Raw genomic sequence first — 14,217 nt, forward strand, 5'->3', positions numbered from 1 at the left:
GACCCGCGGCGACTGTCAGGGCAATCGCAAACTGTAGACGTGCGTGCCGTCCGCCACCGGCACCCGCGCACCGACCGAACCGATCATCGCACCGTCCTGCAGGCACAGCCGCACACCGTCCTCGTAAATCGCCGTGCCTGCCGGGAACACCCCGAACAGATCCACGGTGGTCGCGCCGTCGGAGACGGTCTCCAGCACGAGCTCGGTGCCGGCGACGAGCCCCGCGCGAGCGACATCGACCTGCACCGATCGCAGGTTGGTCAGTGTAAGGCGCAGAACGTTCTCGGGAAGAATCGCTGCCGGCGCCGACCAGCTGCGACTGTATTCGGTGTATGCGAGCGGGCCGAGGTTGCCACCGGTCAGCGTACCGGGAGCGCTCGACTGCGCAGAAACCACCGGATCGGCGACACCGAAGGCCAGGCTGTACGCGTCGACCGTGCCCTTGGCCGACTTGCTGCCGCTCGTCGTCGGCGTTCCTTCGGCGTCACGCAGCGTAAGACCCGAGACCCAGTACGCGTGGTCGTGCACCAGCGTCAGGTCGGCTCGATCGCTTTCGGGAACGTACGTGAAGGTCACGTGCGCAGGGTCGGGGTCGATCAGGGCAGTTCCGAGGAAATCCTTCGCACGCGGATAGGCATCGTTGACGAAGAGCGTCAGGTGCTCACCGCTGGTGAATTCCTGGAAGGTGTAGCGGTAGCCGAGACCATCGAAGCTCTGTGCCTCGCCGGTCTCGTCGACGCCGCCGATGTTCTGCTGGCGCGTGCCGGCAACGGGAACCAGCTCGTCGGTCTCCATGGCCATGTTGAAGAACGGCACGTTACGCACGTTCTCCAGCCAGTAGTTGGTGAGCGTCGAATAATCGTCGCCCTTGCTCGAGCTGATGCTGGCGCCACCCGTGCCGCGCCAGATGCCCGCGCCCGGCGGGCCGACGATACTGTAGGCCCTGCCGAACAGGTCAGGATAGAGCGTGGCCATGCGGTACGTGGCATAGCCGCCCATCGAATAGCCGGTCATCGCGACGCGATTCGGATCGACGTTGTAGTGGCGCAGCACGTCGTTCCAGACCTCGAAGTGGTCGTATTCATTGCGGCCGACGTAGAAGCCGTCGGTCGCTCGCGAATTCGGCGTGACGACAAGGCTGTCGCGCTTCTCGCCGATCTCCTGGACGTAGTCGGTACCGTTGTACTGCCAGTGGAACTGGGCCAGCGAGTGATTGGCCCAGGTCAGCGCTGCGGGCGCGGCGGCGTCGTACGCGGTCGGAACATAAATACTGTAGGACTGCAGCGCGCCGTAGAAGTAGACCGTGTCGTTGGCGGGAACATCGGGCAGTGCATTGCTGCGGCCCTCTGCCGGCGTCGTCACAAGACGGCTCGGGAAAATCCGCACGAGCGTTCCGCTGTCGGGCACGCTGGTCGAGTCGGCGTGCGCCGCGAGCCGGTCGAAATCGACGGCGCGAGCGTACTTGGCCAGCGCCGGCGCGCCGCCATTGACCCCGCGCAGGTCGATGGCCTGCACCATGTCGCAGGGACCGTCGAGGAAGTGGCAGATCTCGCCAGTCTTGCCCGACTGACCGTCGGCGATCGCGTAGTGGTTGTTGATGTCGAAGACCGCGCACGGATTCGGAGCGGCAAATGCGGCGCCTCCGGGCGTTGTCGTGTTGGCAGTGGTCGTCGGCCGCACCCAGGCCATGGAGCCGTTGCGCAGGCCGGTCATCACGACGTACTTCCACGACGTGCCGGTCGGATTGTGAATGCTGCGCGGCACGAAGGTCGTCATCTGGTTGGCTTCCAGGTCGACTGTCACTGCCAGTGGTGTCGTCGCGGCGACCGTGCCGTTGCTGTTGTATTTCACGTGCTCGCCGCCAGTGCCCCACAGGTACAGGACCTCGTCGGTGCCTTGCACGGTAACCCCGGGGTTTCGGGAGAGCGTCGAGGTGCCGGTGTTACTGCTGTCGCTGTTCCACGCGATCGCGACCATCGTCGTGTCGTCGGCCAGCAGCGTGTTCAGCGTGATCCGGTAAGCGACGTCGGCAGGGCCGGGTGCGATGCGCAGCTCGACCAGGTCGGCGGCGTTGTTGCCGTAGCGCGCGACATCGGTCGGATAGGTGATGTCGCCGGTATGATAGTTGGCGGCATCCGGCGTGCCGGTGCCGGAAGACGGGCTGCTCACGAAGCTCGTCGTGTACGGGCCGCCGCTGGTCTCGGCGCCGAAGTCGTCATCGACATAATCCTGGTAGAGGTATTCTCCGCCGGCGTAGGCTTCGTGACCGGCGACGAGCAGCGGCGCTGCGCTGAAGCGCGCGTCTCTGTTCTGCAGCTGCGGAAGATCGGGCGCATCCTCGTACATCACGGCCGGGCCCGCAGGCGGACCGGCACTGAGCGCGAGCGTCGGCTCGTCGTTGATGCACCCTGCGACCACCGGATCGAACGCTGCGGTCACGTTCCTGGCGGCGTCCATCGAGACGATGCAAACGCCCGAGCCGCTGCAATCGCCGCTCCAGCCGGTAAAGGTGAATCCATCTGCCGGCGCTGCATCGAGCGTAACGACGGTCTGGTCCTGGTAGTCTTCGCTGCAGTCGGCGCCGCAGTCGATTCCGGCAGGAAGCGAGGACACCGTACCGCTGCCGAGGCGCGTGACGCTGAGGCGATGGAAAGGAATCGGCGTAAAGATCGCCGTGACCTGCCGGTCGCCGTCCATCGTGACGACGCAGGCAGCGCTGCCCGTGCAGTCGCCGTCCCAGCTGTCGAAGTCGTAGCCGTCTGCTGGCGTGGCTGTCAGTGCGACTTCGGTCCCACCCTCATAGCTCTCGTTGCAGTCGGTGCCGCAATCGATGCCGGCAGGTGACGAGACGACGGTGCCGTCGCCCGAGGTGTTCACCGAAAGCTCGTGGATCGGCACCGGACAACCGCTTGCCGTCGGGTTCTTGATCGACCACTTCGAAGCGCTGTCGGAGGTGATCGTGCCACCGGCGACATCGCCGAAGGCGATGCAGTAACTGGTCGCGCCGGGGATCGTCAGAATGAAGCCCCCGTCGCTGCCGGGATTGGGTGGTACGATGTCGACCGGGCCGTTCTCGTCGTTGATGCGGACTTTGATCTGGAAGACGCCGCTGCTGCTCTTGGCGATGCTGGCGCCAACGACCGCAGTGCCGAGGCCCGCTCCGGAGAACTTGAAGCCGCTCGTACCGTTGGCCTTCCAGCCGGCGGCGGGCAGGTCGAAGGACTGGTCGCTTGCGGTGGCGCCGTTGACGACGACTTCCAGCGTGGCGCCGGAAACTGTCGGATCGCCCACGATCGTCGCGGAGCTACCGCGTTCGCGGGCCATCGCGCGCAGCATCCGGTCGCCAGGCTGATCACCGGTCAGGCTGATCTGGAGCTTCTTGCCGAGGACGGCCTGCGTGGCTTCGGTTGGCGGATAGGCTCGCCCGTCGGTCGCGATGCACAACGAAAAGAGCAATGGGGCGAGGAAAATCGCCGGGTTGCGAGTCTGCGACATGGGTCGGTCCCTCCACGGGCCGGCCCGCGGCGGCCGGCCCCATCCGCAGAGTGGAACAGTTTGGGCTTACTAACAATGATGTTCGTACGGGTCCAGGTCGAATTCCGGGCCGATCACCGCTCCCGATACCGGGCAGGTCCGATTCGATGTCGCGCCGCATCAGTTCCACGCGGCAATGTCTGCTCTACAGCTGCGCCGCGCGTGTACGGGCGAGCAGGATCGCGCCGTCGAGCGCATCGCCGAGCGGCTCTCGAAGGCGCGCCCTGATGCTGGGCGCGAGCCAGTCGCGAAGGTACGGCGCGACGCCGCCCATCAGGCAGCAATGCGGAGCGCCGCGTTCGAGCATCGTGCGGATCACCGCTCCGATCCGCTGCGCAGCTTCCTGCACGATCAGCTCGCCCGTCGCATCGCCTTGATTCGCGTGCTGCATCACCATCGGTGCAAAGGCTGCATAGTCGCGCGGAGTCGCGCGCGCGGTCCAGTCGACGATCTCGCCTGCCGATCCGTGGAAGTGATCGAGCAGCTCGCGCGTAAGCGGCGTGTGCGAAATGCGTCCGTCGCGCGCCCACAGCGCGCGGCGGATTGCGCGCAGGCCGAGCTCGGCGCCGCTGCCTTCGTCGGACACCGCAAATCCATACCCGCCGATCGTGAAGATCTCGTCGTCGACGCGGGCGAAGCCGATGCTCCCGGTTCCGACGACGACGATCGCACCATCCTGCCCGGCATGCGCGCCGAGATTGGCAATCGCCGCATCACTTGCGAACGCGGTAGACTTGAAAGGAAACGGATGCGCCTTGAGTCCGTCGAGAACGCCGCGCCGGTTGAGCCCGGCGATGCCGATGCCCGCGTGAATCGACGAGAGCTCGCCGTCCGCAATTCCTGCCTGGTCGATCGCGTGGCCGTAGGCTTCCTCGATCACGTTGAGTGCGTGCGGCAGTCCGGCCGGCGTATTGGCGGCGCCGGTTTCACCGGCGCCGAGGACTTCGCCGTCATCCGATACCAGCCGTGCGCGCGTATGGGTGCCGCCGGCGTCTATCCCGAGGTACAACGGCATCTCTGCTCGGATAGCGTGAGCAACGGTGATAGCAAGGCAACCTTCACTGGGGAGACGCTGACTTGCCGACCGAAGATATCAGCGCGCGATTTGCCGATCTCGATCTGTGGACGACCGGTGACGCGGTGCACGCGATGGTCGAAGACCAGCTCGCCGCTGTTGCAGCCGTGCAGTCGCAGGCCGCAAGGATCGTCGAAGCGGCCGAACAGGCAGCAATCCGCCTCAGCGGCGCCGAAGGGCGGCTCATCTACGTCGGTGCGGGCACGTCCGGGCGCATTGCGGTGCAGGACGGAGTGGAGCTCGGGCCTACCTTTGATTGGGACCGCGTGGCGTATCTGCTGGCCGGAGGTTGGGATGCGCTGCGCTCGAGCGTCGAAGGCGCGGAAGATGACGCAGAGGCTGCCGACGCGGCGATGCGCAATCTTGCACCGACCTCGCACGATGTGGTGATCGGCGTCGCTGCCAGCGGGCGCACCGCCTATACACTCGCCGCTGTTCGAACGGCGGCAGCCGCAGGCGCATTGACTGTCGGGCTTGCGAACAACGCGGGCACGCCGCTACTCGAAGCGGTCGATCATCCGATCCTGCTCGACACGGGCGCTGAGGTCATTGGCGGCTCGACGCGGATGAAGGCCGGAACGGCGCAGAAGATCGCGCTCAATCTTTTTTCGACTGCGGTGATGCTGCGACTCGGGCGGGCCGACATGGGTCTGATGATCGATATGCGGCTGTCGAACCGAAAGCTGCGCGATCGTGCGGTGAGGATCGTCGCGCGGGCGGCCGGTGTCGAAGATCCGGTTGCCGCGGACGCTCTCGAAAAGGCGGGCAGCAACATCAAGCTGGCCGTGCTGATTGCTCATGGCCGAAGCCGCGACGAAGGCTCGGCATTGCTGCGGGCCGCGGGCGGGAAACTCCGTGCGGCGATCGAGCAGGCGAAGTCGCAACAACGCTGACGCGAGATCGCGCGAACCAGCACTCCTCGTCGCGGTGGCACGAGTCTGCAAGCGTCGCTTCAAATAAATCGCGCCGCTGACGTCATTCCTCGCCGCACTGGCGGTCTCTGTCGCGCGCTATGGAATGGTGGTCGTTGTAATGCCCGGCATTGTCGTCGTGGTAATGCTCGTCGTGGTTATCCTCGGCTCCGTGGTCGTGGTTATTCCCGGCACGGTGGTGGTGGTGATCCCCGGCATCGTGGTTGTGGTTATCCCCGGCATCGTGGTTGTGGTTATCCCTGGCACCGTCGTTGTGGTGATCGACGACGGCTCGCAGAGGTCTGCGCAGACGCCGGAAGCACCGCAACACGTGTTGATGATGCAGACCTGACCTGAGCCGCAGTCCTGGCTGTCGGTGCATGGAAACAAGCAGAGGCTGTTGAAGACGCACTCCCCACAGGTCGTCTCCGTGGTCTGGTTCCGATAACACCCGAGCTCCGGATTGCACAGCGGCGATGAGCCGCAGGTCGCGTCCGAGCAAGGAATCGTCGTCGTGGTGATGCTGATGGTGGTGGTCGTCGTCGGCGGCGGCAACGTTGTCGTCACGGTCACGCACTGATTCTCGATGCAAAGGTCCCCTGGCCCGCATACTCCGCAATCGATCGGTGTACCGCAGCCGTTGCTCGCGCTGCCGCACTGCAGTCCTTGCTGCGCACAGCTTTGCGCGCCGCAGCAGGTTCCGAGTCTGTCGGACGGGTTCCGTTTCAAGCACAGGTTGCTGCTGCAGACTCTGTCGACGGCGCAGGTCGCACCACCTGGTCTCCCCGCAGGGCCGGCAACACCCACGGTTGCACACAAAATGATCATCAGCAGCGAAGCCGTTGTTGCTGTCTTCATGGAACCCCCTGCGACGGAAGATTTGAGTAAGAGCGAAATTCTTCACCCTTGTGACTGAGGCTCACTCGCACAGTTTCACGGCTCAGGAAGTCCGACAAGATCTTTGGGAAATATGATTCTGACGTCTCGTGCGAATCGCTGCACACGCTTGGTGCGCGAGATCATCCGACACGAGAGCTGCGACACGAGAGCTGCCGACACGAGAGCTGCCGACACGAGAGTTGCCGACACGAGAGCTGCGCCATTCGGGTGATATTTGCTGCGGGCCGCGGGCGGGATCGTCGCGAGCGATCGATCGGGGGAAGCCGGAATGACCGTACAACCACCGGAGGCCCGGACAAGGCAATCATTCGCGCCAAAAGTTTTTACGACGCGGGCGCGTCACGCGCTGGATCAGAAGGGCAGGCTGGACCAACCCTCATCGAGCCAAAGATAAAAGACAGTGACGCTACACAAGCCCGTTGGCCTCGCTTTTCGGCCATCGTCCCTGCAAAATCCTGCGACGTGTGCCGCAGCGGAAGAATGCCGCGGCGTAGCAGGGGCGAGGAGGAGTTCCCCATGAGCATGAGAGCAATCGTCGGCATCACGTTTCTGCTGACTGTGTCGTTCGTCCTTCCCGACAGCGCGATTGCCCGCGGCAAGCCGAACGGCGCGATGTGCCACGTGAGCAAGAGCTGCAGCAGCGGCGTCTGCACGCGCATTCATCCCGAGGACAAGTTCGGGGAATGCTGTGCGCCGCAGGATTGCGCCGAGCTCGGGCGTCAATGCGGATCCGGCACGGACAATTGCGGACGTCCGCTCGACTGCAGCGAATGCGGACCCGGCTTCACCTGCGTGAACTTCCAGTGCGAGTCGGGCACGACGACCACGACGACGACGACGTCCACGACAAGCTCGACGACTTCCAGCACGAGCTCGACGACGTCTTCGACGAGCACCTCGAGCACGTCGTCGACGACGACGACGTCAACCACATCGACGACGATGCCGCCGGTGTGCGCATTCCCGGGCCAGGACTGCACCATTATGCCGTGCTGCTTCGGCGGCTGCGTTTCGCTCGAGGGACAGATGACTTGTGCGTTCTGAGCCTTGGCGGATGCTGAAGCTCATCAGCCTTATCCAGGGATCCCGAAGTGCAGCTCAGCCGGCCAGATAGCCGGCTGAGCTCGCACGCGAGTCGCGGAGTTGCCCGCTGGGCTCCGCCCGTTCTGTTCGTCGCAGTTGCGATCGTGCATCTTCACCAGACCCTTACCGCCGATCTCAATCCGTGGTTCGGCGGCGGGTTCGCAATGTTCTCTACGACGTACCGGCCATGGCCCCAGGCGTTGTCGATCGAAGCGGACGATGCCTCGGGCAAGCACTATCTCTCGAGCTGGATCCCGCAGCGTTTCGGCGCGACGGGACTTTTCGCTCGCGAGAGGCTTCTGGCCCAGCCGGACCGCGAGTCTCTTACGTCGCTTGCAGAGTACGCGCTGCGATCCTCGCGCCGCGGCGGCGCGGCACCGCGGCAGGCTCTCGCTGCCGTCGAGAACGCTGGCCTTCTCGAGCGGGTTCGCTTTCGAGACGCGGATGCCGGCGCGATCGCGAAGATCGAACCTTTGATGACGGGCCCGGATGCCCGCGCATCGTCCGACCTCGTGCTCGTGCATGCGCGCGCACGTGTGTGGAGGCTTGCTTTCGACGGCAGAGAGGCGCGCTTCACGGCGATGCCGATCGGAGAGGCCGGCGAGGCAGACCTCGCGAGGTGAACGCTCCGTCCGCGGTCTCCGCCGTTGCGGACGATTTGCTCGCGCAGCCGCACGGGCGAACGACACTGCGCCTGACGGCCCTGTTCCTGCTCGCGACGACGCGCATCTTCTTCGCATGGCATCCGATCAGTCTTCTCGCCGCGGTAATGGCGGTGCTGATGCTGCTGAGCCCGCGCGTTCTCGTGAGCCGCTGGGCCTGGGCCGTCGTCGTGGCTGCCGTCGGTTACGGCCTGGTTGCCCGCTGGCCGGCGTCCGAGAACAACCGGTTTCTCGACTTCTACTGGCTGCTCGCGTGCTGTCTCGCCGTCGGCTTCCCGGATGACGAAGCCGAGAGCCTGCTCGCCCGCCACGGCCGCCTGCTGATCGGCCTTACGTTTGCGCTCGCTGCGACGCAGAAGGCTCTGCGTGGCGAATACTGGGACGGCGCCTTCATGCACGGGCTGATCCTGTGGGACGAGCGCTTCCGCAGCGTCGCGATGACTCTCGGAGGTCTCGACGCGAAGGATCTGCTCGCGAACACTCAGCTGAAGAATGCGCTCACCGCAATGCCGTCGGCCGTCGAGAGTGTCACGCTCATCACGAGCGACAGGCTGCGTGCGGTCGCCTTGGTGCTCGGCTACTTCGTTCTTACTCTCGAGGCCGCAGTAGGATTGTCGTTTCTGCTGCCGCGTCCGCGCTGGTTCGCGCGCTACCGGCACTATCTGCTCTTTCTGTTCGTGCTGCCGACGTACCTGCTGGCGCAGGTGTCGCACTTCGGAATCGTCCTGGCCGTCATGGGTTTCGCGCAGTGCCCGGCCGAACGGCGCAGGCTTCGGCTCGCGTACGTGCTGGTGTTCGTGTTCCTGTGCTTTGCGGATTTTACCGGGCCGCTGCTCGTCGGCTCATTCTTTGGCGGACGCGTCGCGGGATAGCCCGCGGCGATCGTCTCAGAACTCGAAGGCTTCGACTGGAATATCTCGCGCCTTCTCGCATTCGGCCTTGAAGTCGTAGGGCACCTCGCCGGCGCAGTCCGGCCACTGTCCGCTCGATAACCAGAACTCGACGAGGCCGAGCCGCGCGCAAAGCGGCACGAAGCGCGGATCACTCCGCAGCTCGGGCATGCCGGCGTGAAAGAGCAGGGCGGTGCGGTAGCCGTCGGGGCCCATGATGTCGTCGGCCGCTCCGCGCGGCCCGAGACGAGCGCCCTCGGCGATGCGGTAAGCCTCGTCGACGAGGCCGAGGTGCGCCGCGTACACGAGGCGCGAGACATCGACGCCGCCGGTCCTTTGGAAATGCTCCTCGAGCGCGCGCCGTATGCCGCCGATGCGCTCCGGCGTCGGATCGCGCTTGGCCTGGATGAACGTGACGCCGTCCTGGAATTCGCGCAGCGGAAAGTTCGCCGCCGGGTCGAGAATGCGATCGACCGCCGCCCAGTCCCCGAGAAACGCTTTGGCCCGCAGCAGATTCGCGACGGGGAAACTCATCTCCGGCACGCGTTTCATCAGGTCTTCGAGATCGGGCACGGCTTCCGCGACGCGTCCGGCGGCCATTCTCGCCAGCGCGATCATGTTGCCCCAGCCCGGATTTCGCGCGTCGAGCCGATAGGCTCGCTCGGTCTCTTCGAGGCTCTCGCGAACCAGGCCGACGTTGCGGATGTACCAGCCGAGAAAAATTCGGCCGGCTCCGACACCGGGCGTGCGCCGGATGCGCTCGACGATCGGCACGTGCTCGCCGAAACGTCCGAACGGCGCGATCGTAAACAGCCGCGCGACGAGAGCATCTTCGTTCTGCGGATCGAGCGTGAGAGCGCGGTCGCATTCGCGCGCAACGAGGTCGGCGTTCGCCGCGCGTTCGGCGAACGGCTGGTAGAAGCGCAGCCACGCGCGCAGGTACGCGAGCCGGCCCCAGGCCTCCGCGAAGTGCGGCGCGCGCTGCGTGGCGATGTCGAGGAGGCCGACGTTGGTGCGCAGCTCGTCGGGTGAGAACGAGTGAGGGCTGGCCCGCAGGTAGAGGTCGTAGACCGCCGGATCGATCGCTTTGGTCGAAAAGCTCGTGAAGGTGCGGTCTAGCGCGGCCGCGATCTCCTCGGAGATCTCGTCCTGCACGGCGAACACGTCCTCGAGGCTCCGGTCGTAGCGCTCCGACCACAGGATCGTTTGCGAAGCGGCTTCGACGAGGTTCGCCGAAATGCGCACGCGCCCGCCGGCGCGCCGGATCGAGCCGTCGAGGATGTGCGTGCACCTGAGCTCGTCGGCGACCTTGCGCGCAGTCTTGTCGGCGCCGCGGAACTGAAAGCTCGAAGTCCGGCCGATCACTTTCATGCTGGCGCCGCGCGCCAGGCGCTGGATGATGTCTTCGGAGACGCCGTCGGAGAAGAACTGCATCTCGCGGTCGTCCGAAAGGTTGTCGAACGGGAGCACGGCAAGCAGCGGCTCGCGGTTTCTCGGCGCAGCGGCCGACACCGCGGCTCCCACAGCGGTAAGCGCAAAGGCCTCGATCGTCTCGGACATCTTGTCGAGCTGAAGATCGCCGCGCGAGACGAGGCGTTCGGCAAGCGGGCCCCGGATCGTGCGCCGCACGTCGGCCGAGACGAGCGCGGAGCCGGGATCGCTGCGAGCCATGAGGCGGGCCGCAACATTGACGCCGTGGCCGAGCAGGTCGCCGCCCGGCTGGACCACGACGTCGCCGAGATGCACGCCGACGCGCACCTTCGGCACGCACTGCGCGGCCAGCGCGAACGCGACTTCGACCGCGGCCACGCTCGACCCGAACTCGAGCATGAAGCCGTCGCCGGCGCTGTTGAAGATGCGGCCGCCGCGCGGGGCGGCGATGCTTTCGATTACGCTGCGCAGTGCCGCGACTTCGGCAGTGGTGGCGTCTTCGTCGGCTTCGGTTCGCGCGGAGTAGCCGGCGACGTCGAGGGCGACGATGGTGGTCAGGCGGCGGGGGCGCGGGTCTTCAGGCATGGGCGGGCTCGGCGCTTCCTCCTTTGCAATAGGGAGTGGAGGAATGCCACACTCGCCCGGTCCGGTCCGTGACCGGGGACCTCAGCTTCGTCCGAAATTTGATGGAGGGACCATGATCATTCTCGCTCGCGCGCTCGCGCTTGTCGTACTCGTCTGCAACGCGGCTGCCGCCGGAACGCTGTATGTCTCCGCTTCGGCCGGAGACGACGCCAATGCATGCACGCTGGCCGCGAGTCCCTGCAAAACGGTGGGGCGGGCGCTGGACGTCGCCGTCTCCGGAGACTCGGTGCAAGTCGCGCCCGGCACCTACACCGAAAGCAACTCCGTGATCAATGCGGGCGACATAGAGATCTCCGGCGGGTGGGATGACGGCGTGTCCGATCCGAACGACGCTACCGTGATCGAGCCTCGGCATGATCGAGGCCTGGCGTTCACCTACGACGGCACCAATTCCGGTACCGTCGCGCTTCGCGACCTGACGATTCAGAAGACCCGGTACGGACACCGCTCCGACCTCGTCAACGCGTACGGCGACAACACGTACAGCGCGTACGGCGGCGGGTTGTTCGTCCTCGCGAGCGGGAACGCCTCGGTCGGCGTCGTCATCGATCACGTCTCGTTCGTGAAAAACAGGAGTCCGTTGGGCGGTGGCGCGGCACTGATCGCCTCCGGCGATGCGAGCATGACGGTGACGGTCGCAGACAGCGTTTTCTCCAAGAACAGGGCGTCTACCGCAGGCGGCCTCTTCGTTCTCGATGACAGCGCATTGATGCCCAACATCAATGTCGAACGGACGGTATTCTCGAAAAACAACGGAACGGGAGCCATCTCTGCCCTGTTGGTTGCTGTACGACAGAAGACGGAAACCACCTCTACGGTTCTGCTCTCGCGGCTTACCTTCCAGGAGAACAGGGGTGGGACTGTCGACGTCGACGTGCGTGGCGGCGAACTGGATCTGCAGCTCGAAAACAGTGTTTTCGTGAACAACACGAGCATCGACTGGGGAACGGCACTTTTCGCCATCGCGGGTCCGAACGCCGTGCCGGACGGTGCCGGCGGATACCAGCATGTGCCCGGCCATCTTCGCGCTACGTCGGTCAACAACAGCGTGAGCCACAACTCCGGTCGCATTCCCGCGCTCGTCGTGGAAGCAGGCAACTTCGGGTATCAGCCTGCGCAGATCGAGTTCGTGTCCACCAACGACATCATCTACGGGAACGCCGGTGGGGATGTGCTGGCGGTAAGCTACTTCGGCGCCCCTGTGAACCTGACGCGAGGGAACGGGATCCAGGGGCCGGCCTCGGGGGCATCCGAGGACGTCACCATCGTGAACAACAATATTCTCAACGTGGACCCGCGCTTTCAGAGCGCAAATTCGGACCTGCATCTGCGGGCGGACTCTCCCGCGATCGACGCGGTCTCGTGCGCGGCTTCACCGGCCGAGGACTTCGACGGTGAGGTGCGGCCGCAAGGCAGTCAGTGCGACATCGGTGCCGACGAGTACGTTCCGTGACGCTCTAAGGTCCGCTCACGACGGTCATGGCAGACACGTCCCTTCGCAGTGGAGCTCGAAGTCCTTGCACTGCGCCACCGCGCCGCCCGTATCGCAGCAGCAACCACCTCGCGGCAGCCCCGCCGGACCCAGGCACTGGGAGCTGAACGAGCATGCCGAGTCGGCGACCTGCTTCGGTCGACACGCCCCTGACGTGCAGAACTGTTCGTCGAGATTGCAGTCGGAGTCCTCGTCGCACGGGGACCCCAGACATACGCCGCCAAACTGGTCAGGATCGCCGCATTCGCATGTGCCACCGGAGATCCGGATGCACTTGTCCTGCGTGCTGCACACGCCAGTCGAAGTCGCTGTGGAACAGCAACACTCGGGCGGCCAGTCTCCGTCCACGAACTCATCCCCACCACCGCACGCGGAGGTAGACGAACAAGGGGAATCGAGCTCTTGCTTCATGCGACAGACGCCTCCACTGCAGAACTGCGACTCAACGGCACCGCACTTGTCGCTCTCGGTAGCCGTGTTGCAGTCATCGTCGCTTTGGCACGCCGTACCCGGGCACTGCGCGAGACTGAAGACAGCAGCGCCCGCCCGGGATGCGGTCGTGCAGTCAGAAAGCGTGTCGCAGAATCCGAGACCTACGCCGGTAACACAGTTCTCGGCGTCATTCAGGACGCAGCAGCATCCGGACAGGCAATCGTCGTCCGCCCGGCACCCGCGACTCAGGCTGAGCCTGTCCTCGCACTTGCTCCTGGGAGTGATGCATCGCTGCGTTGCACTGCAGTCGGAGTCGTCGGAACACTGAGTCGTGCAGTCAACTGTCCCTCCGCAGCCGTTCGCGATCGTTCCGCAGGTCGCCCCGACGTCGTCGCACGTCAGCGGCGTGCAGCCGCAGACGTTCGGCGTACCACCACCTCCGCACGTATCGGGTACGGCGCAGCTGCCGCAGCTCAGGCGTCCGCCACAGCCGTTGGAAATCGTGCCGCAGGTTTTCCCCTGAGCCGCACACGTCGTCGGCGTACAGCCGCAGACGTTCGGCGTCTCCGCCCCACAGGTCTCCGGGAACGTACAGGTGCCGCAATCCAGCGTGTCAGGACAAGTCCCGTTGGGAATGCTGCCGCAGTTTTTGCCCTGCGCGGCGCACGTCGTCGGCGTACAGCACGTACCGAACGATTGAGAGCCCGGCGGGCCGGCGCCGACGCATGTCCGGCTGCAGCAGCTCTTGTTGCTCAGACATGGCTGGCCGGCTGGCCGGCACGGGTCGGCTTGGGCTGCGCGCGCAACGAGCGCGGCGGCAAGGAGGAGCGTGAGTGAGAGAGCACGGCAGAACAGGTTTGCGTGAGAGGATTGCCTCATGACGTCCTCCGTTCGATCCGGGGCGGGAAAGCGCAGCTCAGCGGTGCGTGGGTGTTTCTTAGCTGTCGTCGTTTTGACTTGTCGAGCGCGGCGCGCACCTGACAGAGTCGGCAGCGTCGGAAAAATGAGATCGAGCTACCGCATTGGGTGATACATAGAGGTGCGCTTAAGCGAAGTCCGAGCGATACCCAATTCCGCGGCTGGTCGTCCACCGGCCGCAGCTGGCGCCTCGAAAACTTGATCGGAAATCCTCGAAGCGTTCCGCGCAACCGGTGTCGATCAG

General features: G+C 65.2%; 10 protein-coding genes. 7 read left to right on the forward strand and 3 right to left on the reverse strand.

Annotated elements, in window-relative coordinates; genetic code table 11:
• Window positions 1–15 precede the first annotated feature (15 nt).
• Both VN634_19575 and VN634_19580 read right to left on the reverse strand, forming a co-directional pair.
• A complete protein-coding gene (locus VN634_19575) occupies window positions 16–3,495 on the reverse strand; it encodes a prolyl oligopeptidase family serine peptidase (protein ID HXC53097.1) in 3,480 nt (1,159 codons plus the stop codon).
• 184 nt (window positions 3,496–3,679) lie between these two features.
• Complete coding sequence (locus VN634_19580) at window positions 3,680–4,549, reverse strand: BadF/BadG/BcrA/BcrD ATPase family protein (protein ID HXC53098.1); 870 nt, start codon at window positions 4,547–4,549, stop codon at window positions 3,680–3,682.
• 62 nt (window positions 4,550–4,611) lie between these two features.
• Between VN634_19580 and VN634_19585 the strand changes: the two genes are divergently transcribed.
• The 5 genes from VN634_19585 (at window position 4,612) to VN634_19605 (ending at window position 9,037) form a co-directional block, all read left to right on the forward strand.
• Window positions 4,612–5,502 carry an N-acetylmuramic acid 6-phosphate etherase gene (locus tag VN634_19585; GenBank protein HXC53099.1) on the forward strand — a complete coding sequence of 297 codons (891 nt, stop codon included), beginning with the start codon at window positions 4,612–4,614 and terminating at the stop codon, window positions 5,500–5,502.
• 139 nt (window positions 5,503–5,641) lie between these two features.
• Entirely contained in the window at window positions 5,642–5,872 is a 231-nt protein-coding gene (locus tag VN634_19590; protein ID HXC53100.1) for a hypothetical protein, read from the forward strand.
• Between the two features lie 1,064 nt (window positions 5,873–6,936).
• Window positions 6,937–7,464 carry a hypothetical protein gene (locus tag VN634_19595; GenBank protein ID HXC53101.1) on the forward strand — a complete coding sequence of 176 codons (528 nt, stop codon included), beginning with the start codon at window positions 6,937–6,939 and terminating at the stop codon, window positions 7,462–7,464.
• A gap of 47 nt (window positions 7,465–7,511) precedes the next feature.
• A complete protein-coding gene (locus VN634_19600; GenBank protein ID HXC53102.1) occupies window positions 7,512–8,126 on the forward strand; it encodes a hypothetical protein in 615 nt (204 codons plus the stop codon).
• On the forward strand, window positions 8,123–9,037 hold the full coding sequence (locus VN634_19605) for a hypothetical protein (GenBank protein HXC53103.1): 915 nt from the start codon (window positions 8,123–8,125) through the stop codon (window positions 9,035–9,037). Before VN634_19600 ends, VN634_19605 begins: the two co-directional genes overlap by 4 nt.
• Window positions 9,038–9,052: 15 nt before the next feature.
• On the opposite strand, the gene VN634_19610 is transcribed toward VN634_19605, so the two are convergent.
• Complete coding sequence (locus tag VN634_19610) at window positions 9,053–11,071, reverse strand: hypothetical protein (protein HXC53104.1); 2,019 nt, start codon at window positions 11,069–11,071, stop codon at window positions 9,053–9,055.
• On the opposite strand from VN634_19610, the gene VN634_19615 reads away from it, so the two are divergent.
• Window positions 11,070–12,584 (forward strand): choice-of-anchor Q domain-containing protein, encoded by a 1,515-nt coding sequence (locus VN634_19615; GenBank protein ID HXC53105.1) that lies wholly within the window; start codon window positions 11,070–11,072, stop codon window positions 12,582–12,584. The two genes, VN634_19610 and VN634_19615, sit on opposite strands and share 2 nt — an antisense overlap.
• An 802-nt stretch (window positions 12,585–13,386) precedes the next feature.
• Entirely contained in the window at window positions 13,387–13,578 is a 192-nt protein-coding gene (locus VN634_19620) for a hypothetical protein (protein HXC53106.1), read from the forward strand.
• Window positions 13,579–14,217: the final 639 nt, after the last annotated feature.

The organism is Candidatus Limnocylindrales bacterium, assembly GCA_035571835.1.
Classification (GTDB): Bacteria; Desulfobacterota; Binatia; order UBA1149; family CAITLU01; genus DATNBU01.